The sequence below is a fragment of the Streptomyces sp. NPDC001027 genome, assembly GCF_040299045.1.
In the GTDB taxonomy this organism is placed as follows: domain Bacteria; phylum Actinomycetota; class Actinomycetes; order Streptomycetales; family Streptomycetaceae; genus Streptomyces.
The window spans coordinates 1-23,744 of sequence record NZ_JBEPBI010000122.1 but is presented as its reverse complement, the minus strand read 5'-3'; the positions used below and the strand labels follow the sequence as shown (position 1 = coordinate 23,744).

The following is a 23,744-nucleotide window of genomic DNA, read 5'->3' as shown; positions in this document are numbered from 1 at the left end:
GCCGCCCCCGGCGGGGGGGGGGGGGGGGGGCCCCCCCCCCCCCCCCGGGGCGAGCACAGGGGCAGCGCCCCTGAAGACGGGACGGGAAGGGGCGGCGGGGGCGAAATCCTACGCCGCAGGCGGCGCCCCGTACGGCGCGAACGGCTCAGGATCCCGAGGCCCGAACAACGCCGTAAGCCCCAGATGCACCAACATCGCGGCCAGCGACCACGCCAGCAACGCCCCCTTCGCCCCCAACTTCAACGGCGCCGAGAACGCGACGCCCTTGCCGGCGGCCTGCGCATGGGCGATCACGTCGGAGTCGGGCCCGAGCCACACCCCCAGCCGCCACGCCAGCAGCGAGCCGAGAAGACCGCCCACGCCGAGCGCCACCACCAGCGGCACTCCCCCGCGCCGCCGCCACAGGAAGACCGCCGCCGCGCTCACGGCGCCGCAGGCCAGGGCCAGCAGGGCGAACGTGCCGTCCACCCCGATCGCCTGCTCCCCCTCGGTGTCCTTGAAGTAGACGACCCAGCTGCCGTCCGACAGCTCGCCGACGAGCGGCACCTTCGGCGCCAGCCACACCCACAGCAGCCCCAGCAGCACCCCGAGGAGGGCGATCCCCGCCGTGATCACGGCGGCTTCCCGCAGTTCGGTCTTCATCCCGGGCCCGTCCTGTCCGTACGCGCCGTCGTGGGGCGCGGTGGCCACTCCCGCGTACCCACCGGGCGAGGGCGGCCAGGTCTCGTGCGAAGACGGTTCGTGCGGCGGCGGAGGCGGAGTCAGCGGTGCGGTCACACTGACATCGTGCCAGGCCCGCCCGTGCGGCGCGTCACCGGACGGCGGCCCGGCGGTACGCCCAGGTGGCGACGGCGAGCGAGACGACGCCCACGCCCGCGCACACGGCGAGGTCGCCGAGCACGAACGCCCAGTCGGGGTGCGGCCGGAAGGTCCGCGCGAAGGCCTCGACCCCGTACGTGGACGGGAGCAGGTCACGGGCGAGACGCACCGCCTCCGGCATCCGGTCCGGCGGCAGCACGCCCAGCAGGAGCGCCGCCGACATGCCCAGCTGCCCCAGCACGGTGGCCAGCTCCGGCCGCGGCGCGAGCAGCCCGCAGGCCGCGCCGAGACCGGACAGCGCGGCGCCCGCCAGGGGGATGACGGCCGCCAGCACCCACAGATGGGTCAGCGGCAGCCCGAACAGCACGCAGCCGAAGACCGCGGTCACCAGCGTCCCCGGCACGGTGAACGAGGCGTAGGCCCCGGCCGCGCCCAGCACGACGGCGGCCGGCGGCACGGGCAGGGTCGCGTAGTGGTCCAGCCCTCCGCTCGCCCGCAGCTGCCCGAAGTACTGCGCGAGCAGGTTCAGCGCGACGAAGGCCACGACGAGCACCGCGGAGCCCGCCACGACGGCCTCCGCCTCGCTTCCGCCGTCCACCACGCCGCGCATCATGATCAGGATGCCGACCGACTGGAAGGTCGCCACGAACAGCAGCGGGATGCGCGCCACCCGTGCCCGGGACAGCTGGGCCCGGTACACGGCCACGAGCGACGGCCACAGCCGGGCGCGCGGCGCGAGTTCGGCGGCCGCGGCGCGGGGCGTCTCGGTGACGGCCCGGGCGCCGCCCGGCAGAACCTCGGCGGGTACGACACTCACGTGGCGCTGCTCCTCTTCCCTACGGCTCTCATACCGTCCCATACGGGTCCGGGGGCCCGCCCGCTCAGCCCGCCGCCCGAGGCGCTCGCCGTCCACGCCGCGCTCACGCCTTCACCAGCCCCTGCCGTGCCGCCCCGCCGAGCGCCAGGTAGACGTCCTCCAGGCTCGGCGTGGCGAGGGTGAAGTCGTCCAGCGCGGCGAAGGCGGACCCGCCGGTGACGGTGGCGACGACCGCGCGGGCCTCGTCGGGGGCCAGCCGCAGCGTCCAGCGGCGCCCCGACTCCGTCGCCCGCTCGCGCAGCGCGGCGACCTCGGGGACGTCCAGCGGGGCCCGGTCCCGCCACACCAGCTCGACCCGCACCTCGTCGGCGACCTGTTCCTTGAGGCCGGCGGGGGTGTCGCAGGCGATGACCCGGCCCTGGTCGAGGACGGCGACCCGGTCGAGCACGGTCTCCGCCTCGATGACGTTGTGGGTGACGAGCAGCACGGTCGTGCCGCGTTCGGCCCGCCGGCGGTCGACGGCGGCCCACACCGCCCGCCGGGCCACCGGATCCATGCCGGTGGTCGGCTCGTCCAGCACCAGCAGCGGCCGCTCCCCCACCAGGACGGCGGCGAAGCAGGCCAGCCGGCGCTGGCCGCCGGACAGTTTGCGCAGGGGGCGTCCGGCGAGCGGGGCGAGGCCCAGTTCGTCGAGGACGGCGTCCCGCTCCCGGCGTGCCGTGTGCACGTCGAGGCCGCGCAGCCGCGCGGTGGTCTCGGCGGCGAGGGAGACGGTGAGGTCGTCGAGGGCGGTGGACTCCTGGCCGAGGTAGGCGAGGATGCGGGCGGCCCGCTCGGGGTGGCGCACGATGTCGTGGCCGAGGATCTCCACGCTGCCCGCGTCGGGACGCATCAGGCCGGTCATCTGCCGGACGAGGGTGGTCTTGCCGGCGCCGTTGGGTCCGAGCAGTCCGAAGATCTCACCGCGCCGGATGTCCAGCCGTACGTCGTCGGTGGCCCGGACCTCGGGTGTCGCGGGGGCGCCGCGCCGGGCGCGGACCGCCGGATAGGTCTTGGTCAGACCGCTCACGGCACACACGACCTCGTTCCCGTGCCGAAGGGGCGGTGCCGCGCGCGTACTCACAAGGGACGAGAGTACGGGGTCGCGGGCCGCAGCTCACGGTCGGGGCGTCGCGGGCGGCCGGCTCAGTCCGCCGCCGGAGCCTGCCCGGCGGCCGTGCGCACATCGATCTCGCGCCAGAAACCCGCCCGGATGGCGTACCGGTCGTGCTCGTCGATCTGGTCGTCCTTGTGGGCGAGCAGCCCGAAGCGGGCCGCGTACCTCAGCAGCTCGCCGTCGATGCGGTGCGGGATGCGCGGGTACATGCCCGACAGCTTCTGCAGGTGGCTCTGGTCGCCGAGGCGTGCCATCCAGCGGCGGGCGAACACCTGTCCCACCTCGTAGGGGTCGCCGCCGACGGTGGTGATGTCCTCCTCGCGGTCGGCCCACCGCTGTTCCGCGGTGGTGACCTGCGCGAGCGTCGGCATCGAGGCGACCTCGGCGGGCTCGGGGGCGGAGCCGGGGCGGTCCACCCAGCCCTTGTCGGAGGACCAGCGCAGGGTCGCGGTGGCCGGATGCTGGACGGCGGGCGCCCCGGGCGCCCGCAGCGCGGCGAGGTCCTTGGGCGTGGGGACGCCCTTGGGGGCCGGGAGGCGGTCCTGCGCGCCGCTGTCGGAGCCGGCGGTCACCGAGGGGTGCTCGGCCTCCTCCTGGGGGCGCTCGACGGTGGGGGCGAGTCCGGAGTCCGGCAGCGGGGCGGAGAGGATCGCGGCGATCTCGGGGCGCGGCACGGGCGGCGGCGCGCAGACCCCGCCGAGCTCCTTCGCGCGGACCGCCTTCGTGATCCAGATACGGTCCAGGACGCGCCGCTCGTCGGCCTCGGCGACCAGGTCCTCGGACTGGTTGTAGTCGCCGTCGGCGGCCTGGACGGCCCACAGGTGGACGGCGACGCCGTGCTCCTTGGCGGCCATCATCCCCGGCAGCAGGTCGCCGTCGCCGGTGACGAGGACGACGTCGGAGCAGGCGCGGTTGCGGGCCAGCTCGGTCAGCTCGGCGTGCATGGCGGCGTCGACGCCCTTCTGCGCCCACCGCCCGTCGCTGCGGGTCAGGGCGCCGAGCCGGACCGTCACCCGGGGCATCACGCGCAGTCTGCGGTGCTCCGGCTGGGGGACGCGGTCCGGGGCGCCGTCGAACCAGTAGATGCGCAGCAGTGGACGCTCGGTCTCGGACTCGGCCTGTTCGCGCAGTCCCTGGACGAGCGCGGAGTGGTCGACGGTGATACGGGATCGCGAGGGCTCTCCGGCGAGGAGACTCGCGGCCGCCCCCAGCAGATACCCGGCGTCCACCAGGACGATGCAGCGGTCCACACGACTCACCCTCTTTCCGGGAGGTTTGCTTCGGGCTTCCTTCGAGTCTGCCCGACCGCGCGGAGGTTAACGGCCGGAACTCGATCTTCGGCGTGGCGTTTGGAGACGCCCTGCTCCGACGATCCCTGTCACAGACGGTAATTATCCGAAATGCGTCGTGCGTCAGCCTATGTGAATCTGGTCCCGGCCCTGGCCCCTAGATCACCCACAGGAGGCAGATCACCATGGCCAAGAACAAGAAGCAGGACCGTAAGCAGCCGCAGTCCGAGCGTGGTCCGCAGGCGGCGCAGCCGTCGTCGATGGAGTCGCAGACCGAGCAGCGCATCGCCCAGGCGACGCCTGCCGACATCGCCCGCAAGGGCCGGCAGAAGCGCTTCGGACACAACTGACGTCTGCACGGCGGGCCGTCGCGGCCCGGGCATGCACGAGGGGCGCATCCGGTGCCGGATGCGCCCCTCGCCGTCGTGTCCCCCGCGCGCTCAGCCCGCCAGGCAGGACGGGCCGAGCAGGACCTTCAGATCGCCGAAGAGGGCGGGGTCGGGCTTGACCCGGTGCCGGTCCAGGCGCAGGACGGTCGTCTTCGTCGGGCCCTGGAGCCTGATGCGGACCTCGCTGTCGCCCTTGTGGTGGGTGAGGATCTCGCCGAGGCGGTTGATCATCGGCGGGGTGACCCGGGTCGCCGGGATGGTGAGGATCACGGGCGCGTTGGCGCCCGCGTTCGACAGGTCCGGGACCTGCAGCTCCATCGCGACGAGCCGCGGCACGTCCTCACGCTTGTCGAGGCGGCCCTTGACGAAGACGACGGCGTCCTCGACGAGTTGGGTGGAGACGAGCTGGTAGGTCGCCGGGAAGAACATGCACTCGATGGAGCCCGCGAGGTCCTCCACGGTGGCGATCGCCCAGGCGTTGCCCTGCTTGGTCATCTTGCGCTGCAGGCCGGAGATGATGCCGCCGATGGTCACCACCGCGCCGTCGGCGTGCTCGCCACCGGTGAGCTGGGCGATCCCCGCGTCCGCCTTGTCGGACAGCACGTGCTCCAGGCCGAAGAGCGGGTGGTCGGAGACGTACAGACCGAGCATCTCCCGCTCCTGGGCGAGCAGATAGGTCTTGTCCCACTCGTCCTCGGTGAAGACGACGTCCAGGCCGAAGCCCGGTTCGCTGGTCTCCTCCTCGCCCATGCCGCCGAAGAGGTCGAACTGTCCCTCGGCCTCCTTGCGCTTGACCGCGACCACGTTGTCGATCATCGGCTCGAAGTGCGCGGTGAGTCCCTTGCGGGTGTGCCCCAGGGTGTCGAACGCGCCCGCCTTGATCAGCGACTCCGTGGTGCGCTTGTTGCAGGCGACGGCCTCGACCTTGTCGAGGTAGTCGGGGAACGAGCCGTACTTGCCCTTGGCCTTGCGGCTCCTGATGATCGACTCCACCACGTTGGTGCCGACGTTGCGGACGGCCTCGAGGCCGAAGAGGATCACGTCGTCGCCCTGGGCGGCGAAGTTGTGCACCGACTCGTTGACGTTGGGCGGGAGCACCTTGATGCCCATGCGCCGGCACTCGTTGAGGTAGACGGCCGACTTGTCCTTGTCGTCCTTGACCGAGGTGAGCAGGCCGGCCATGTACTCGGCGGGGTGGTTCGCCTTCAGGTAGGCGGTCCAGTACGAGACCAGGCCGTACGCGGCGGAGTGCGCCTTGTTGAAGGCGTAGCCGGCGAACGGGACCAGCACGTCCCACAGGGCCTGGATCGCCTCGTCGCTGTAGCCGTTCTTCTTGGCGCCGGCCTGGAAGATGGTGAAGTTCTTCGCCAGCTCGTCGGGCTTCTTCTTGCCCATCACGCGGCGCAGGATGTCGGCTTCGCCGAGCGAGTACCCGGCGATGATCTGGGCGGCCTTCTGCACCTGCTCCTGGTAGACGATCAGGCCGTAGGTGACCGCCAGGACCTCTTCGAGCGGCTCCTCGAGCTCCTTGTGGATCGGGGTGATCTCCTGGAGCTTGTTCTTGCGCAGCGCGTAGTTGGTGTGCGAGTCCATGCCCATCGGGCCCGGACGGTAGAGCGCGGAGACGGCGGAGATGTCCTCGAAGTTGTCGGGCTTCATCAGGCGCAGCAGCGAGCGCATGGGGCCGCCGTCGAACTGGAAGACGCCGAGGGTCTCACCGCGCTGGAGGAGTTCGAAGGTCTTCGGGTCGTCGAGCGGCAGGGCCAGCAGGTCGAGGTCGACGCCCTTGTTGGACTTCACCATCTTGACGGCGTCGTCCATGATCGTCAGGTTGCGCAGGCCGAGGAAGTCCATCTTCAGCAGGCCGAGCGACTCGCACTGCGGGTAGTCCCACTGGGTGATGGTCACGCCGTCCGTGTGCCGCACCCAGATCGGGGCGTGGTCGACGATGGGCTCGCTGGACATGATCACGCCGGCCGCGTGCACGCCCATCTGCCGGACCAGGCCCTCGACGCCCTTGGCGGTGTCGATGACCTTCTTGACGTCCGGCTCGTTCTCGTACATCGCGCGGATCTCGCCCGCCTCGCTGTAGCGCGGGTGCGAGGGGTCGGTGATGCCGTTGAGGTCGATGCCCTTGCCCAGGACGTCGGCGGGCATGGCCTTGGTGAGACGGTCGCCCATCGCGTACGGGTAGCCCAGCACGCGCGCGGAGTCCTTGATGGCGTTCTTCGCCTTGATCTTGCCGTAGGTGCCGATCATGGCGACCTTGTCGGACCCGTACTTCTCTGTGACGTACCGGATCACCTCGACGCGCCGGCGCTCGTCGAAGTCGATGTCGACGTCGGGCATGGAGATGCGCTCGGGGTTGAGGAAGCGCTCGAAGATCAGGCCGTGCGGGATCGGGTCGAGGTCGGTGATGCCCATGGCGTAGGCGACGATCGAGCCGGCCGCGGAACCACGCCCCGGACCGACCGCGATGCCCTGGTTCTTCGCCCACATGATGAAGTCGGCGACGACGAGGAAGTACCCCGGGAACCCCATCTTGATGATGACGTCCATCTCGTACTCGACCTGCTTCTGGCGGTCGTCGGGGACGCCGCCCGGGAAGCGGCGGTCCATTCCCCTGCGGACCTCCTCCTTGAACCAGGTGATCTCCGTGTAGCCGTCGGGGATGTCGAACTTCGGCATCAGGTTCTTCTCGACGAACATGCCGGTGGTGTCGATCTGCTCCGCCACCAGGAGGGTGTTGGCGCAGCCCTCCTGCCAGGCGTCCGAGGAGTCGATGGCGTACATCTCCTCCGTGGACTTCAGGTAGTAGCCGGTGCCGTCGAAGCGGAAGCGGTCCGGGTCCGAGAGGTTCTTGCCGGTCTGGATGCACAGCAGCGCGTCGTGCGCGGTCGCCTCGTGCGCGTAGGTGTAGTGCGAGTCGTTGGTGACCAGCGGCGGGATGCCGAGCTTCTTGCCGATCTCCAGCAGGCCGTCGCGGACCCGGTGCTCGATGTCGATGCCGTGGTCCATCAGCTCCAGGAAGTAGCGGTCCTTGCCGAAGATGTCCTGGTACTCGGCAGCCGACTTCAGGGCCTCGTCGAACTGGCCGAGGCGCAGCCGGGTCTGGAGCTCGCCGGAGGGGCAGCCGGTGGAGGCGATGAGCCCCTCGGACCACTGGGAGATCGTCTCCTTGTCCATGCGGGGCCACTTCTGCAGCCAGCCCTCGGCGTAGGCGTCCGAGGAGAGCTTGAAGAGGTTGTGCAGGCCCGTCGCGTTCGCCGCCCAGATCGTCTTGTGGGTGTAGCCGCCGGAACCGGAGACGTCGTCGCGCTTCTGGTGCGGCTGGCCCCACTGGATCTTGCGTTTGTTGCGCCGCGACTCGGGGGCGACGTACGCCTCGATGCCGATGATCGGGGTCACGCCGGCCTTCTTCGCGGTGTGGAAGAAGTCATAGGCCCCGTGGAGGTTGCCGTGGTCGGACATGGCGATGTGGGTCATGCCCATCTCGTTGCACGCGTCGAACATGTCCTTCAGCCGCGCGGCACCGTCCAGCAGCGAGTACTGGGTGTGGACGTGCAGGTGCGTGAACGGCGGCTTTGACACGGCTGCGGCCTCCAGGGGAAACATCGGGCGACTGGCGTCCCACCGGTTTCGGACGGTCGGGGGGACAGCGTCGAAGTCTATGCCGGACCACTGACACGCGGACCGCTGCGCCGCGTACCTTCACCGGAGGGATACGGGCACTCCCGCATCCCTTCGTCCGTTGGAGACGGCAGAGACGCCGTCGTACCCGTCATGCACCAGGAGGCACCCAGCGATGTCGGTTCCGCAGCTCGACGACGAGCACCGCGGCGAGCAGATCCTCGCCGTCTTCGACACCGCGTTCGGCGAGCTCCTGGCCGCCGACCCGGCCGCGTTCCGCGTGAAGTTCCGGAAGATGGCGGCCTCGGCTTTCGCGTTCTACCGGGGCACGGCCGGCCTCTTCTACCACGATCTGGACGCGGAGAAGCGGGGCGGTCCGTTCCTGGACGAGCGCACCTCGCGCGTGTGGATCCACGGCGACCTGCACGCGGAGAACTTCGGCACGTACATGGACGCCAACGGCCGGCTGATCTTCAACGTCAACGACTTCGACGAGGCGTACGTCGGCCCCTTCACCTGGGACCTCAAGCGCCTCTCCGCCTCCCTCGCCCTCATCGGGTACGCGAAGGCGCTCTCCGACGACCAGATCAGCGAGCTGGTGGAGGTCTTCGCGGGCGCGTACCGCGAGCGCATCCACGCGCTGGCCACCGGAGCGAAGAGCGACGAGGTGCCGCCGTTCACCCTGGACACCGCCCAGGGCCCGCTGCTGGACGCCCTGCGCGACGCGCGTGCGCTGACCCGCTTCGGGCTGCTGGACTCGATGACCGAGATCCGTGACTTCGAGCGCCGCTTCGCGCCCGGCGGCGGCTCCATCGAGCTGGACGCCGCCACCCGCTACAAGGTGCTCGCCGCCTTCGACGGCTACCTGGAGACGCTGCCGGAGACGTCGCTGGCCCGCCCGGACTCCTACCGGGTCAAGGACGTCGTCGGCCGCCGCGGCATCGGCATCGGCTCGGCCGGTCTGCCGTCGTACAACATCCTGCTCGAGGGCCACAGCGACGCCCTGGAGAACGACGTGGTGATCTACATCAAGCAGGCGCAGACCCCGGCGGTCTCGCGGCACATCACCGACCCGGCGATCCGCGACTACTTCCGGCACGAGGGCCACCGCACGGTGATCTCCCAGCGCGCCCTCCAGCAGCACGCGGACCCGTGGCTGGGCTGGACCGAGCTCGGCGGCGCCGGTCAGCTGGTCGCCGAGGTCTCGCCGTACGCCGTCGACCTGGACTGGGGCGACATCGACGACCCGGAGGAGATCGCGGGCGTCGTCGCCGACCTGGGCCGGGCCACCGCCACCATGCACGCGGCGGCGGACGACACCTCCGGAGAGTCCCTGGTCCCCTTCTCCACCGAGCGGGCCATCGACGCGGCGATCGCGGCCGACGAGGAGGGCTTCGCACCCCTCCTGGTCGACTTCGCGCACGGCTACGGCGCACGCGCGCGTGCCGACCACCAGATCTTCGTCGACCTGTTCCGCAACGGCCGGATTCCGGGTCTGTGACAGTAGGCCGTCTCACAGGGACTCTTTAGGGGTCCCCTACCGCAGTACGTGACACACTCTCCTCCGCTATGGACATATCCGGGACCCGCCTCAGAGCCGTACGCGCGGCGCTGTTCACGGCCTTCGTCGTGACGCTCAGCACCGCGTCGCACGTGCTGCTGTCGCGGGCCCCGCTGCCGCTCAACACGGTGGCCGCGGTCGCGGCCGCCGTGTTCGCCCTCGCGTACGCCCTCGCCGGCCGCGAGTGCGGCTTCGGGCGGATCGCCGCCTGGCTGATCCCGCTGGAGCTGGCGGCCGACACCGTCTTCACCACCGGCCAGCACGTCTGTTACGGCCGGGCCGGCGGCCCGGTCGCCGGCCCGCTGGCCTCGATCGGCTGGGACGTGCTGTGCGGCGACGGCACCCGCGTCGGCACCCCGCTGACCCAGGTCGCGGCCGGTCCCGGTCCCACCGGGCTGGGCGCGGACCTCGCCCATGTCTACCCGGCCGCCGCCTGGCTGCTGCTCGCCGCGCACCTCTGCGTCGGCCTGATCGCCGCCGCCTGGCTGCGCCGGGGCGAGCGGGCGCTCGTCCAGCTGCTGCGGGCGGCCACCGCGACCACCTTCCGGCCCCTGCTGATCGCGGTGGCCGCCGTGACCGTGCGACGCGCCCCGGCGGCCCGCCGCCTGCCGCGGCCCGCGCGCCGCATGGCCACCGCCCGTGACCGGCTCCTCGTGCACTCCCTGGGACGGCGTGGACCACCGCGCTGCTCGCCCGCCGCGGTCTGACAGACCCGCCTCCGCACAGACCGGGCACGCCGAGCACCGAAGCACTCCTCACTCAGTCCCCACACGAACTTCCGCGTACGACGTGTGCGCGTCCCTTTTTGGAGATCACCATGAGCAAGCGGAACAGCGCTGCGGCGAAGACGGCGGCCCGGGAGCGGCTGCGCATCGAGCGCGAGCGCGAGGCCAAGCGCGCCAAGACCAAGCGTCAGATCATCGTCGGCCTCTCGGTCGTCGGCGTGCTGGCCGCCGCCGGCGGCATAGGCTACGCCGTCGTCCAGGCCAACAAGCCCGCGTACTGGGACGACGTCAAGAGCCAGAAGCTCGTCAAGCCGGCCAACACCAGCGGCGAGGACGGCACGACCGTCGTCATCGGCAAGGCGGACGCGAAGAAGACCCTCGCGATGTACGAGGACCCGCGTTGCCCGATCTGCGCCCAGTTCGAGCAGACCGTGGGCCCGACCGTCGACAAGGACGTCGCGGCCGGCAAGTACAAGATCCAGTACGTGGGCGCCACCTTCCTCGACGACAAGCTGACCGGCGAGGGCTCGAAGAACGCGCTGAGCGCTCTCGGCGCGGCGCTGAACGTCAGCCCCGAGGCCTTCCTGGAGTACAAGACCGCGCTGTACTCGACGAAGTACCACCCCGAGGAGACCGACGACAAGTTCAAGGACGACTCGTACCTGATCAAGGTGGCGGACACGGTCTCCGCTCTGAAGGGCAACGCCAAGTTCCAGAGCGCCGTGAAGAACGGCACCTACGACAAGTGGGCTCTCGTCATGAGCGGGAAGTTCGACTCGGACAGCAAGAAGTACGACATCCAGGGCACCCCGTCCCTCGTGATGGACGGCAAGCTCATCAAGGCCGCCAACGGCAACGTCCCCATGTCGGTCGCCGACTACGAGACCGCGATCGCCGCAGCGCTCAAGGGCTGAGCAACGGAAGGCCCCGGACCGCGGAAATCGGTCCGGGGCACGGCGCACGGCGGCGCTCGGCGTTCCGCCGGGCGTCGCGCTTTCACGGGGCTCGGGGACCGGCGTCCGACGCGCAGCCGAAGAGCGGGCGAACTTCTTTCCGGTTCGCCCGCTCTCGGTCGTACTGGTCAGTAATCTGATTGTCCGTGACCAGTCGATACAGATCCTCCACGAGCGCCGGCGTCCCGTCGCAGCGCTCCGACTCCCTTACCCCGCGCCGCCGTACGGTCGTCAAGGCCGCGGCGGCGACCGCTGTGCTGGCAGGCCCGCTCGCCGCCGCGCTCCCGGCCCGCGCCGCCGTCCAGACCCCGGCGTTCCTGCACGGCCTCGCCTCCGGCGACCCGCTGCCCGACGGGATCCTGCTGTGGACCCGGGTGACGCCCGCCGCCGAGGCGACACCGGGCTCCGGACTCGGTCCGGACACCGAGGTGAGCTGGGTCGTCGCCACCGACAAGGCGCTGACGAGCGTCGTCAGCAGGGGCTCGGTCACCGCCACGGCGGCCTCCGACCACACCGTCAAGGCCGACATCCGGGGCCTCCAGCCGGCCACCGACTACTACTTCCGCTTCTCGGCGGGCGGCGTCGAGACCTCGGTGGCGCGTACCCGCACCGCGCCCGCGGCGGACGCGGCCGTCACGGGTCTGCGCTTCGGCGTGGTCTCCTGCGCCAACTGGGAGGCCGGCTACTTCTCGTCGTACCGCCACCTCGCGGCCCGCGGCGACCTGGACGCCTGGCTGCATCTCGGCGACTACATCTACGAGTACGGCACCGGCCAGTACGGGGCCCGCGGCGCCGTCGTACGCCGGACCGAGCCCACCCACGAGATCCTCACGCTCGCCGACTACCGCACCCGGCACGGCAAGTACAAGACGGACCCCGACCTTCAGGCCCTGCACGTGAAGGCCCCGGTCATCGCGATATGGGACGACCACGAGTTCGCCAACGACACCTGGTCGGGCGGCGCCGAGAACCACACCGAGGGCGCGGAGGGCGCCTGGTCGGCCCGTCAGGCCGCCGCGAAGCAGGCCTACTTCGAATGGATGCCGGTCCGACCCGCGATCGCCGGCACCACCTACCGCCGGCTGCGCTTCGGCAAGCTCGCCGATCTCTCCCTGCTGGACCTGCGTTCCTTCCGTTCCCAGCAGGTCAAGGTCGGCAACGGCACGGTCGACGACCCGGACCGCACGATCACCGGGCGCGCCCAGCTGGACTGGCTGAAGGCCGGGTTGAAGGCGTCGGACACCACCTGGCGGCTGGTCGGCAACTCGGTGATGATCTCGCCGTTCGTCATCGGCTCGCTCTCCGCGGACCTGTTCAAGCCGCTCGCCAAGCTGCTCGGCCTGCCGCAGGACGGCCTCGGCCTCAACACCGACCAGTGGGACGGCTACACCGACGACCGCCGCGAGCTCCTCGCCCACCTGCGCGCGAACGCCATCCGCAACACGGTGTTCCTGACCGGCGACATCCACATGGCGTGGGCCAACGACGTGCCGGTGGACGCCGGGACGTACCCGCTGTCCGCGTCGGCCGCCACCGAGTTCGTGGTCACCTCGGTGACCTCCGACAACCTCGACGACATCGTGAAGGTCCCCGAGGGCACGCTCACCGCGATCGCCTCGCCCGTCATCCGGGCCGCGAACCGGCACGTCCACTTCGTCGACACCGACCGCCACGGCTACGGCGTCCTGGACATCACCGCCGAGCGCGCGCAGATGGACTACTACGTCCTGTCCGACCGCACGAGCGCCACCGCGACCTCCTCCTGGCAGCGCTCCTACCGCACCCGCAGCGGCACCCAGAAGGTGGAACGGACGTACGACCCCGTCTAGGGCGCGTGACCGCTACGGACTGCGCGTGACCGCTGAAGGCTGCGTGCAGCCGCTACAGGCTCTCGAGGAAGCCGAGCGCCACCCGCCAGGTGGCCTCGGCCGCCTCCTCGTCGTAGTCGGGCAGCCCGGGGTCGGTGTACAGGTGCCCGGCGCCCGCGTACCGGTAGACCTCCACGTCGGCTCCGGCCCGGCCCATCTGGAGATACCAGGCGCTCAGCCAGTCGTCGGTCTCGAACGGATCCGGCTCCGCGACGTGCAGCTGCACCGGAAGGTCGTCCACCGAGACGTTCGGCGCGAGGTCCGAGGTGCCGTGCAGAAGGAGCAGGCCGCGCGCCTTGTCGTCGCCGAGGGCGAGGGTCTGGGCGATCGACGCGCCCAGCGAGAACCCGGCGTACACCAGCCCGCGCTCGGAGTAGGGCGCGGCGGCGAGCACGGCTCTCTTCAGCAGCTCGTCCTTGCCGATCTCCTCGTTGTACGCCATGCCCTCCTCGACCGTGTCGAACGTGCGCCCCCCGAAGAGGTCCGGCGTCCAGACCTCGTGCCCGGCGGCGCGCAGCCGGTCCGCCGCGGCGCGCACCGCCGGCCGCGGACCGTAGGTCGAGTGGAAGAGCATGATGTTCATGCGCCCATGGTGCCAGCCCGCACCGACAGCCCCGCGCGTGCGCCTCTTCACACAAGTAACAGGTTCAGGACCCCGTCGGCCCGGTTACGTTCGAAGGCATGGAGAACCTGCTCCGCCCCGTGATCGTGGTGGGCGGCTCGGTGGTGCTGACCGTGCTCATCGGCTGGGCCACCGACCGTCTGCTGTCCAAAGCCGACCGACGGCACCCGGAGACCCCGCTGTGGGGTCTGCTGCGCCGTGGCCGCATCCCCTATCAGCTGGTGCTGTGCGCGGCGATGCTCAGAGGGTCCTACGACGAGGCGCAACTGCTGGACGACCACCGGGTGGGCATCGGCCGGACCCTCACCCTGGTGCTGATCGGCTCGGCGGCCTGGCTGGTGATCCGCATCGCGGGAGCGGTCGTCGAGACGTCGTACTCGCGCTACGCGCGCGTGCACCGCGACGCGGCCCGGGTCCGGCGGGTGCGGACCCAGGTGTCGCTGATCATGCGGGTGGTCTCGGCCGTCGTCGGTGTGGTCGCGGCGGCCACGATGTTGCTGACGTTCCCCGCCATGCGCGCCGCGGGCGCCTCTCTGCTGGCCTCGGCCGGGATCCTCGGCATCGTCGCCGGTGTGGCCGCCCAGTCGACGCTGAGCAACATGTTCGCCGGCCTGCAGATCGCCTTCGGCGACATGGTGCGCATCGGCGACACGGTCGTGGTGGACGGCGAATGGGGCACGGTCGAGGAGATCACCCTGACCTTCCTCACCGTGCGGACCTGGGACGAGCGCCGGATCACGATGCCCGTGTCGTACTTCACCTCGAAGCCCTTCGAGAACTGGTCGCGCGGCACCCCGCAGATGACGGGCATCGTCTACTGGCACGTCGACCACGCGGCGCCGGTGGAGGCGATGCGCGAGAAGCTGCGCGACATCCTGCGCCAGTGCCCGGCCTGGGACGGCCGCGCCTGCGGTCTCGACGTCACCGACACCACGCCCAACACCATGCAGGTCAGGGCCCTGGTCACGGCCAAGGACGCCGACGACATCTGGACGGTGCGCGTCGCGGTCCGCGAGCAGATGATCCGCTGGCTGTCGAAGGAGCATCCGTACGCGCTTCCCCGGGTCAACACGGCTGACGCGGCACTGCCTCCGGGGCGCGTCCCGGGTCCGTCGCCCCGTCCGACGGAGCGGCCCGCCGCGTCCACGAACATCCGCTGACGGACCGCCGACCGGCTCTTCCCGGGTTCCCGCGTCGTGACGGGGCGCCTCCTGCCCGTCCCGGCCGGGGCCGGGCGGGCAAGCGGGGCCGGGCGGGGAGCCGCCCGGCTCCTCACTTGAGGCTGCGCACGTCCAGGTGGCGCAGCACCCGGTCCACGATCTCCGGGTCGGCGCCCGGCTCGCTGCGCGCCGCCACCACCTCGTGCCGTGCCGCGCTCAGCATCTCCCCCTGGATCCGCCGCACCCGCTTCAGCCTGCGCACCCGGTGGTCGTGCCCCTCCCGCCGCTCGTCCTCGCCCATGTCCGGACTGATCCGCAGCCCGATGTCGAAGGCCCGGCGCAGCATCTGCTCGGACAGTTCCTCCGGCAGGCTCTCCTCGGCCTCGATCTCCCGCAGCCGCTGCTTCGCCGCCCTGGCCGCGCGCACGGCCAGCTCCTTCTCGAACGCCTTCTCCCGATCGGTGTCCGACTGGACGCCGAGCCGCTTCACCAGCCAGGGCAGGGTCAGCCCCTGCAGGACCAGCGTCGCCATGATCACGCCGAACGCGATGAAGACGATCTCGTCACGGTCCGGAAAGGGCCCGCCGTCGTCGGTCTTCAGCGGTACGGCCAGCGCCAGCGCCACCGAGGCCACCCCGCGCATCCCCGACCACCACATGACGACGGTCTCCCGCCAGTTCGTCGGGATGTCCTCGAGGTGGTCCTTCCTGGCGTGCAGCCGCTGCGTCAGCCACGTCGCCGGCAGCAGCCACAGCAGCCGTACGACGACGACCACCGCCACGATCACCGCCGCCCACCCGAGCATCTCCCCCCACCGCCCGGACGCCGTGCGGATCGCGTTGTGCAGTTCCAGGCCGATCAGCCCGAACGCGACGCCCGTGACCAGCGTGTCGATGATGTCCCAGAAGGTGTGGCCGGCCAGCCGGGTCAGCACGTCGTCGGGGTCGGTGGCGTACTCGGCGAGGAACATCGCGGTGGTCAGCACCGCCAGCACCCCGGACCCGTGGAACTCCTCCGCCAGGACGTACGAGGCATAGGGCACGAGGAGCGTCAGCCCGATCTGCAGCGTCGTGTCCCCGAGGACGTCCAGCAGTCGGTTCGCGCCCCAGCCCAGCGCGACGCCCACCGCCACCGCGACCACCGCGGACAGCACCAGGTCGAGTCCGGCCCGCCACGGGGAGAACGTCCCGCTCACGGCGGCGGCGATCGCGACGTGGTAGAGCACGATGGCCGTCACGTCGTTGAACAGCCCCTCGCCCTCCAGGATGGAGACCAGTCGGCGGGGCAGCCCGAGCTGTCCTGCGACCGCGGTGGCCGCCACCGGGTCGGGCGGCGCGACCAGCGCACCCAGCGCCACCGCGGCGGCCACCGGCAGCCCGGGGACGATCGAGTGGGCCACGGCGGCCACACAGACCGTCGTGACGAACACCAGCGCCACGGCCAGCAGGAAGATCGGCCGCACGTTCGCCGCGAACTGCCGCCACGACGTCCGCCGCACGGCCGCGTAGAGCAGCGGCGGCAGCAGGAGCGGCAGGATCAGATCCGGCGGGACCTCCACGTTGGGCACGAAGTCGAGCACCGCGAGGACTATGCCGAGCAGGGTCATCAGCACCGGAGCGGGCAGTGCGAACCTGTCCCCCACGGGGACGCTCACCACGGCCCCGAGCAACAGGACGAACAACAGGGCCAACTGGTCCACGGGCAGCGCTCCGGGTCTAGACGATCAGTGCATCCAGGCCCTCAGCGTCGCACGCCCGCCCTCCGCTACAGCGGACGCCGCATGGACCGGTGCGGGATGCCCGCCTCCAGGTCCTCCGGCCCGTAGGCCGTGTACCCCAGACGTTCGTAGAAACCCAGCGCCTGCGTCTGTGCGTGCAGGTCCACGGCGGTGAGCCCCCGCGCGCGTGCCGCCTCCTCGACGGCCCGCACCAGTGCGACGCCGACGCCCAGGCCGCGCGCCTCGCGCGTCACGGCGAGCCGCCCGAGCGAGCCCACCGAAGGGTCGCCGCCGGTCCTGGCCGCGGCCGCCTCGCCGTGCAGCAGCCGCCCGGTCCCGAGCGCGACCCCGTCCTCCCGGACCGCCAGCAGGTGCACGGCGCCGGCGTCGTGCTCGTCGTACTCCAGGTCCTCGGGGACGCCCTGTTCGCCGACGAAGACCTCCTTGCGCACCGCGAAGCACGCCTCCCGGTCGGCGAGGTCCCCGGCCACGCGCACCGTGTACGCGGGCGTGCCGCTCCCGGGCGTGCCGCTCATCCGTAGGTCTCCGCGCGGACCTGGTCCAGGGCCTTCTGCAGGTCCTCGGGGTAGTCGCTGGCGAACTCCGCCCACTGTCCGTCGCCGGGGTGCTCGAAGCCCAGCCGGACGGCGTGCAGCCACTGCCGGGTCAGGTGCAGCCGCTTGGAGAGCGTCGGGTCGGCCCCGTACGTCAGGTCGCCCACACAGGGGTGGCGGTGGGCGGACATGTGCACGCGGATCTGGTGCGTGCGGCCCGTCTCCAGCTTCACGTCCAGCAGGGAGGCCGCGCGGAAGGCCTCGATCAGGTCGTAGTGGGTGACCGAGGGCTTGCCCTCGGCGGTGACCGCCCACTTGTAGTCGTGCTGCGGGTGGCGGCCGATGGGCGCGTCGATCGTGCCGCTGGTCGGGTCGGGGTGGCCCTGGACGAGCGTGTGGTAGCGCTTGTCGACCGTGCGCTCCTTGAACTGGCGCTTGAGCGAGGTGTAGGCGCGCTCGGACTTGGCGACCACCATCAGACCGGAGGTGCCGACGTCGAGCCGGTGCACGATGCCCTGGCGCTCGGCGGCCCCCGACGTGGAGACGCGGTAGCCGGCCGCGGCGAGCCCGCCGATGACGGTGGGGCCGCTCCAGCCGGGCGACGGGTGCGCGGCCACGCCGACTGGCTTGACGATCACGATCACGTCGTCGTCGTCGTGGACGATCTCCATGCCCTCGACCGGCTCGGCGACGATCTGCACGGGCGCCGGGGCCTGCGGCATCTCGACCTCCAGCCAGGCCCCGCCGCTGACCCGCTCGGACTTGCCGACCACCGAGCCGTCGACCGTGACCTTCCCCGCCGCGGCCAGCTCGGCGGCCTTCGTACGGGAGAAGCCGAACATGCGGGAGATGGCGGCGTCGACGCGCTCGCCCTCCAGGCCGTCCGGCACGGGCAGGGTACGGATCTCGGGAATCGTGCTCACCCGTCGAGTATGCCGGACGGCCGCGACACCGCCGTACGGGCCTGTGGACAACCCGTGGCCGCCCGGTCCGGGTCAGTCCCTGTGGACGGTCCCGTCCGGGTCGAGTCCCTTGAAGGAGAGCAGGACGATCAGGATGCCGCCGCACACGATCGCCGAGTCGGCGAGGTTGAAGACCGCGAAGTGCTTCGGCGCGATGAAGTCCACGACCGCGCCCTCGAAGACGCCGGGCGCCCGGAAGATCCGGTCGGTGAGGTTGCCCAGCGCGCCGCCCAGCAGCAGACCGAGCGCGATCGCCCAGGGCAGGCTGTACAGCTTGCGCGCGAGCCGGGCGATCACCACGATCACCGCCGTGGCGATCACCGTGAAGATGACGGTGAAGGCCTCGCCGAAGCCGAAGGCCGCGCCCGCGTTGCGGATGGCCTCGAACCGCAGCCAGTCCCCGACGATGTCGATCGGCGCGTGGTGCTCCAGCTTGGCGACCACGATCATCTTGCTGACCAGGTCGAGTGCGTACGCGAACGCGGCGACGGCGAAGAGCACGGCGATGCGGCGCTTGCCCCTGGACCGCGCTCCGGCGCTCTCCTGCTCGCCCGGGCCGGACGACTGCTCCGGCTCGGACCCCGTCTCTGGGGTGTCCGGCGTACCGATGACGCGCTCCGCCTCTGCCACGTGAGTCCCTCAACCTAGGTACCTGACTGAGGACGAGGGTACGGCACGCCCCCCGCCTGCCAGGTGATCAGTACCGCCGCTCCTGCTTCTGCTTGCACTCGACGCACAGCGTGGCCCTCGGGAAGGCCTGCATCCGGGCCTTTCCGATGGCGTTGCCGCAGTTCTCGCACAGCCCGTAGGTGCCGGCGTCCAGCCGTTCCAGGGCGTGCTCGGTCTGGATCAGCATCTCGCGCGCGTTGGCGGCCAGCGCCAGTTCGTGCTCGCGCGTGATGTTCTTGGTGCCGGTGTCGGCCTGGTCGTCGCCCGCGCCGTCCCCGGAGTCCCGCATCAGCCCGGTCAGGGCCGCCTCGGACGCGGCCAGCTCCGCTCGCAGCCGCGCCTGCTCGGAGTCGAGCTCCGTGCGTGCCTCCTCGACCTCCTCGGGCGTCCACGGCTCCTCGCCGGGGCGTACCGCGAGCTCGCCCGGCTCCGCCGCGGCGAGGCGCGCCTTGGGGACGGCGCGCTTCGCCGCCGTGGCCGTACCCGGAGTCTTCTTCGCAACCACAGTCGTGGCTCCCGTCTGCTCCGCGGCCGAGGCCGCGCCCACCTTCTTGGCCGTGTTCTTCCTGCCCGCGCTCGTCGCGGCCACGCTCTTCCCGCCGGTCGCCTTCGCCGCCGGTTCCTTCCCGGCCGTCGCCTTCTTGGCGGCGGCCTTCCCCGCGGCCGTCCTCGGCCCGGCGGCTTTCTTCTTCGAGGCGGTCCTCCCGGCGGACGTCCGCTTCGCGGCCGCCTTCCCGGCGGTCTCCTCCGCGGAGGCGTCCTGCAGGGTGTCTTCGGGGGCGTCCTTGGAGGCGTCCTTGGAGGCCTCCTCCGGGACGGCGCCCGACTTCGCCGCCGCCTTACCGGACGCCGCCTTCCCGGGTGAGGCCTTCCCGGAGGCCGCCTTCCCGGCCGCCTTCCGCTCCGCCTTCTTCGTGCCGGCGGCAGCCGACGACCGTACGGACTTCACCGCCGTCACGGCCTTCGCGTCCTCGGCCGGGCCGCCGGGAGCGTCCGTGGACGTTCCGGACGCCGGCTGCTGTACGGCGGTCTTCTTCGCCACCATGGCCGCGGCCCCTTCACATTTTGTGATCTTGCACGCAAATCGTGCTGGGACGATAAATCGACTTGGAGCCCGCGGCAACGGGGCACACCGCCCGATTCGCCCGCCTCGCGCACGCCGCGCGGCAAGCCTGCATCCGTTGTGCCCAGCTCCCCGCCGGGTAATCCGCCGCACGGAACGTCGCGGTCCGCGCACCCGCGCGGCATCGAGCCCGGCAGCCATTCGGGGCATCCGGGACCCGGCCGCGGGCCGGGCCCGAGGGCCCCGAAAAGCGGTCGGCCGCCGTCGCCGGGGAGCCGTACACTGGGCGGAGCGAAAAGCATGGATGGGGACGAGTAGCGGCGTAAGCGGCCCAGAGCGACCCGGGGACGGTGGGAGCCCGGGGGCGAGCGCGACGCGAAGATCACCCCGGAGCCGCCGGAAGAAGACCCCCAGGGGGTTGGTAGAACCGGCATCGCGACCCCAATGAGGGGGCTCGTCGGCGCGCAGGGCGCACCGGAGGGCCAAGGAGGGTGGTACCGCGGGAGCGCGCCGCACACGGCGTCCACAGGCAAGAAGGCTCTCGTCCCTCCGACGGAAGGCAGTACGTCCGCCGGAGGAAGCTCGCAGATGACAACGCCGCAGTACCGCCAGGTGCCCGCCCAGGTCGACCTGCCCGCCCTCGAGCACGCGGTGCTCGAGTTCTGGCGCGAGCAGAAGATCTTCGCCAAGAGCCTGGAGCAGTCCGAGGGCCGCCCCGAGTGGGTGTTCTACGAGGGCCCGCCCACCGCCAACGGCATGCCGGGCGCCCACCACATCGAGGCGCGTGTCTTCAAGGACGTCTTCCCCCGCTTCCGCACCATGCGCGGCTACCACGTGGCCCGCAAGGCCGGCTGGGACTGCCACGGCCTGCCGGTGGAGCTCGCCGTCGAGAAGGAGCTCGGCTTCAGCGGCAAGCAGGACATCGAGGCCTACGGCATCGCCGAGTTCAACGCGAGGTGCCGGGAGTCGGTGCTCCGCCACACCGACGCCTTCTCCGACCTGACGACCCGCATGGGCTACTGGGTCGACCTCGACGACGCGTACGTCACGATGGACCCCGAGTACATCGAGTCGGTCTGGTGGTCGCTGAAGGAGATCTTCAACAAGGGCCTGCTGGTCCAGGACCACCGCGTCGCCCCCTGGTGCCCCCGCTGTGGCACCGGCCTCTCCGACCACGAGCTGGCGCAGGGGTACGAGACGGTCGTCGACCCGTCCGTGTACGTCCGTTTCCCGCTCACCTCCGGTCCGCTCGCCGGCGAGGCCGCCCTCCTGGTGTGGACGACGACGCCGTGGACGCTGGTCTCCAACACGGCCGTGGCCGCGCACCCCGAGGTCGCCTACGTCGTGGCGACCGACGGCGAGGAGAAGCTCGTGGTCGCCGAGCCGCTGCTCGCCAAGGCGCTCGGCGAGGGCTGGGAGACCACCGGCCAGACCTTCACCGGCGCCGAAATGGAGCGCTGGACCTATCAACGTCCGTTCGAGCTGGTGGAGTTCCCGGAGCCCGCCCACTACGTGGTGAACGCCGAGTACGTCACCACCGAGGACGGCACGGGTCTGGTCCACCAGTCGCCCGCCTTCGGCGAGGACGACCTCAAGGTCTGCCGCTCCTACGGCCTTCCCGTGGTGAACCCCGTCCGTCCGGACGGCACCTTCGAGGAGTCCGTCCCGATGGTCGGCGGCGTCTTCTTCAAGAAGGCGGACGAAAAGCTCACCGAGGACCTGCAGCAGCGCGGCCTCCTCTACCGGCACATCCCGTACGAGCACAGCTACCCGCACTGCTGGCGCTGCCACACCGCGCTGCTCTACTACGCGCAGCCGTCCTGGTACATCCGCACCACGGCCGTCAAGGACCGCCTCCTCCAGGAGAACGAGAACACCAACTGGTTCCCGGACACGGTCAAGCACGGCCGGTACGGCGACTGGCTGAACAACAACATCGACTGGGCGCTGTCCCGCAACCGCTACTGGGGCACCCCGCTGCCCATCTGGCGCTGCGAGGACGACCACCTCACCGTCGTCGGCTCCCGCGCGGAGCTCACCGAGCTGACCGGCGCCGACCAGTCCGAGCTGGACCCGCACCGCCCGTTCATCGACGACGTCACCTTCGCGTGCCCCCAGTGCGCGAAGACGGCCACGCGCGTGCCCGAGGTCATCGACGCCTGGTACGACTCGGGTTCGATGCCGTTCGCGCAGTGGGGCTACCCCTACAAGAACAAGGACCTGTTCGAGGCGCGCTACCCGGCGCAGTTCATCTCCGAGGCCATCGACCAGACCCGGGGCTGGTTCTACACGCTGATGGCGATCGGCACCCTTGTCTTCGACAGGTCGTCGTACGAGAACGTCGTCTGCCTCGGGCACATCCTCGCCGAGGACGGCCGCAAGATGTCCAAGCACCTGGGCAACATCCTGCAGCCGATCCCGCTGATGGACCAGCACGGCGCCGACGCGGTCCGCTGGTTCATGGCGGCCGGCGGCTCCCCCTGGGCGGCTCGCCGGGTGGGCCACGGCACCATCCAGGAGGTCGTCCGCAAGACGCTCCTGACGTACTGGAACACCGTCGCCTTCCAGGCGCTGTACGCCCGTACGTCCGGCTGGGCGCCGAGCGCGGCCGATCCGGCCCCGGCCGACCGCCCGGTCCTGGACCGCTGGCTGCTGTCCGAACTCCACGCCCTCACCGACCAGGTGACGCAGTCGCTGGAGGCCTACGACACCCAGCGCGCCGGCAAGCTGCTCTCGGCGTTCGTCGACGACCTGTCCAACTGGTACGTGCGCCGGTCCCGCCGCCGCTTCTGGCAGGGCGACAAGGCGGCGCTGCGCACCCTGCACGAGGTCGTCGAGACGGTGACCAAGCTGATGGCCCCGCTGACCCCGTTCATCACCGAGCGGGTCTGGCAGGACCTGATCGCCCCCGTCACCACGGGCGCCCCCGAGTCCGTGCACCTGTCGGCCTGGCCCGAGGCGGACCTCTCGGCGATCGACCCGGAGCTGTCGAAGCAGATGGCCCTGGTCCGCCGTCTGGTGGAGCTCGGCCGCGCCACGCGCGCGGAGTCGGGCGTCAAGACCCGCCAGCCGCTCCGGCGCGCGCTCATCGCGGCCACCGGGTTCGACGCGCTCTCCCCGGACCTGCACGCGCAGATCACCGAGGAGCTGAACGTCGAGTCCCTGGCGTCGCTCTCGGAGGTCGGCGGCTCGCTGGTCGACACCACCGCCAAGGCGAACTTCCGCGCCCTGGGCAAGCGGTTCGGCAAGCGCGTCCAGGACGTGGCCAAGGCCGTTGCGAACGCCGACGCGGCCGCGCTCTCCCTCGCCCTGCGCGAGGGCACGGCATCGGTCGAGATCGACGGCGAGACGATCACCCTGGCCCCCGACGAGGTGATCATCACGGAGACCCCGCGCGAGGGCTGGTCGGTGGCCTCCGACTCGGGCGCCACCGTCGCCCTCGACCTGGAGATCACCGAGGAGCTGCGCCGCGCGGGTCTGGCCCGTGACGCCATCCGCCTGATCCAGGAGGCCCGCAAGAACAGCGGCCTCGACGTCGCGGACCGCATCGCGCTCCGCTGGACGGCCACCGACCCGGGGGTCGTCGACGCCCTCGACGGCCACGCCGGCCTGATCGCCGAAGAGGTCCTCGCGACGGACTTCGGCCAGGGCGAGGCGGACGACACGTACGGCGCCCCGTTCACGGACGAGGCGCTGACGCTGACGTTCCGCCTGCGCAAGGCGTAAGGCCGTACGACGCGCCGTACGTGTCGTCCGCCTCGCCCTGGCCGAAGTCCGTCGCGAGGACCTC

The 23,744-nt window shown here is 71.3% G+C and carries 18 protein-coding genes; 7 read left to right on the top strand and 11 right to left on the bottom strand.

What is annotated here, in order from left to right; all coding sequences use genetic code 11:
• Nucleotides 1–108: 108 nt before the first annotated feature.
• The 4 genes from ABT300_RS27555 to ABT300_RS27540 all read right to left on the bottom strand — a co-directional run bounded on the left by ABT300_RS27555 (nucleotide 109) and on the right by ABT300_RS27540 (nucleotide 4,042).
• Nucleotides 109–777, bottom strand: a complete 669-nt coding sequence (locus ABT300_RS27555) for a DUF2567 domain-containing protein (protein WP_351680934.1) — start codon at nucleotides 775–777, stop codon at nucleotides 109–111.
• A 34-nt stretch (nucleotides 778–811) separates the two neighbouring features.
• Nucleotides 812–1,636 carry an ABC transporter permease gene (locus tag ABT300_RS27550; protein WP_351680931.1) on the bottom strand — a complete coding sequence of 275 codons (825 nt, stop codon included), beginning with the start codon at nucleotides 1,634–1,636 and terminating at the stop codon, nucleotides 812–814.
• Between the two features lie 103 nt (nucleotides 1,637–1,739).
• Nucleotides 1,740–2,714, bottom strand: a complete 975-nt coding sequence (locus ABT300_RS27545; protein WP_351680929.1) for an ABC transporter ATP-binding protein — start codon at nucleotides 2,712–2,714, stop codon at nucleotides 1,740–1,742.
• A gap of 107 nt (nucleotides 2,715–2,821) precedes the next feature.
• Nucleotides 2,822–4,042, bottom strand: coding sequence for an NYN domain-containing protein (locus tag ABT300_RS27540; protein WP_351680926.1), 1,221 nt, complete (start codon nucleotides 4,040–4,042; stop codon nucleotides 2,822–2,824).
• 224 nt (nucleotides 4,043–4,266) lie between these two features.
• Here ABT300_RS27540 and ABT300_RS27535 point away from each other — a divergent pair, with 224 nt between their 5' ends.
• Nucleotides 4,267–4,431 (top strand): hypothetical protein, encoded by a 165-nt coding sequence (locus ABT300_RS27535; protein ID WP_306953149.1) that lies wholly within the window; start codon nucleotides 4,267–4,269, stop codon nucleotides 4,429–4,431.
• A gap of 90 nt (nucleotides 4,432–4,521) precedes the next feature.
• On the opposite strand, the gene dnaE is transcribed toward ABT300_RS27535, so the two are convergent.
• Complete coding sequence (gene dnaE / locus ABT300_RS27530; protein WP_351680922.1) at nucleotides 4,522–8,061, bottom strand: DNA polymerase III subunit alpha; 3,540 nt, start codon at nucleotides 8,059–8,061, stop codon at nucleotides 4,522–4,524.
• 214 nt (nucleotides 8,062–8,275) lie between these two features.
• On the opposite strand from dnaE, the gene ABT300_RS27525 reads away from it, so the two are divergent.
• The 4 genes from ABT300_RS27525 to ABT300_RS27510 all read left to right on the top strand — a co-directional run bounded on the left by ABT300_RS27525 (nucleotide 8,276) and on the right by ABT300_RS27510 (nucleotide 13,168).
• Nucleotides 8,276–9,601: a DUF2252 domain-containing protein gene (locus ABT300_RS27525; protein WP_319276758.1), complete on the top strand. Its 1,326-nt coding sequence runs from the start codon at nucleotides 8,276–8,278 to the stop codon at nucleotides 9,599–9,601.
• A gap of 68 nt (nucleotides 9,602–9,669) precedes the next feature.
• Entirely contained in the window at nucleotides 9,670–10,368 is a 699-nt protein-coding gene (locus tag ABT300_RS27520) for a hypothetical protein (protein WP_351680920.1), read from the top strand.
• A 110-nt stretch (nucleotides 10,369–10,478) separates the two neighbouring features.
• Nucleotides 10,479–11,300 carry a thioredoxin domain-containing protein gene (locus ABT300_RS27515; protein ID WP_351680917.1) on the top strand — a complete coding sequence of 274 codons (822 nt, stop codon included), beginning with the start codon at nucleotides 10,479–10,481 and terminating at the stop codon, nucleotides 11,298–11,300.
• A gap of 185 nt (nucleotides 11,301–11,485) precedes the next feature.
• Entirely contained in the window at nucleotides 11,486–13,168 is a 1,683-nt protein-coding gene (locus tag ABT300_RS27510) for an alkaline phosphatase D family protein (RefSeq protein ID WP_351680914.1), read from the top strand.
• A gap of 52 nt (nucleotides 13,169–13,220) precedes the next feature.
• Here the strand turns inward: ABT300_RS27510 and ABT300_RS27505 are convergent, their stop codons facing one another.
• Complete coding sequence (locus ABT300_RS27505; RefSeq protein WP_057580083.1) at nucleotides 13,221–13,790, bottom strand: dienelactone hydrolase family protein; 570 nt, start codon at nucleotides 13,788–13,790, stop codon at nucleotides 13,221–13,223.
• A gap of 98 nt (nucleotides 13,791–13,888) precedes the next feature.
• Here ABT300_RS27505 and ABT300_RS27500 point away from each other — a divergent pair, with 98 nt between their 5' ends.
• A complete protein-coding gene (locus tag ABT300_RS27500; RefSeq protein ID WP_351680909.1) occupies nucleotides 13,889–14,989 on the top strand; it encodes a mechanosensitive ion channel family protein in 1,101 nt (366 codons plus the stop codon).
• Between the two features lie 112 nt (nucleotides 14,990–15,101).
• Here ABT300_RS27500 and ABT300_RS27495 read toward each other — a convergent pair whose 3' ends face one another.
• The 5 genes from ABT300_RS27495 to ABT300_RS27475 form a co-directional block, all read right to left on the bottom strand.
• The gene (locus tag ABT300_RS27495; RefSeq protein WP_351680908.1) at nucleotides 15,102–16,688 is read right to left on the bottom strand and encodes a Na+/H+ antiporter; all 1,587 of its coding nucleotides are present in this window, start codon (nucleotides 16,686–16,688) and stop codon (nucleotides 15,102–15,104) included.
• A gap of 65 nt (nucleotides 16,689–16,753) precedes the next feature.
• Complete coding sequence (locus tag ABT300_RS27490) at nucleotides 16,754–17,242, bottom strand: GNAT family N-acetyltransferase (protein WP_351680906.1); 489 nt, start codon at nucleotides 17,240–17,242, stop codon at nucleotides 16,754–16,756.
• Complete coding sequence (locus tag ABT300_RS27485) at nucleotides 17,239–18,183, bottom strand: RluA family pseudouridine synthase (RefSeq protein WP_351680904.1); 945 nt, start codon at nucleotides 18,181–18,183, stop codon at nucleotides 17,239–17,241. Before ABT300_RS27485 ends, ABT300_RS27490 begins: the two co-directional genes overlap by 4 nt.
• Before the next feature lie 72 nt (nucleotides 18,184–18,255).
• Nucleotides 18,256–18,852, bottom strand: coding sequence for a signal peptidase II (gene lspA / locus ABT300_RS27480; protein WP_351680901.1), 597 nt, complete (start codon nucleotides 18,850–18,852; stop codon nucleotides 18,256–18,258).
• A gap of 67 nt (nucleotides 18,853–18,919) precedes the next feature.
• Nucleotides 18,920–19,936: a TraR/DksA family transcriptional regulator gene (locus ABT300_RS27475; protein WP_351680898.1), complete on the bottom strand. Its 1,017-nt coding sequence runs from the start codon at nucleotides 19,934–19,936 to the stop codon at nucleotides 18,920–18,922.
• A gap of 606 nt (nucleotides 19,937–20,542) precedes the next feature.
• On the opposite strand from ABT300_RS27475, the gene ileS reads away from it, so the two are divergent.
• Nucleotides 20,543–23,680 carry an isoleucine--tRNA ligase gene (gene ileS / locus ABT300_RS27470; protein WP_351680895.1) on the top strand — a complete coding sequence of 1,046 codons (3,138 nt, stop codon included), beginning with the start codon at nucleotides 20,543–20,545 and terminating at the stop codon, nucleotides 23,678–23,680.
• The last annotated feature ends 64 nt before the right edge of the window (nucleotides 23,681–23,744 follow it).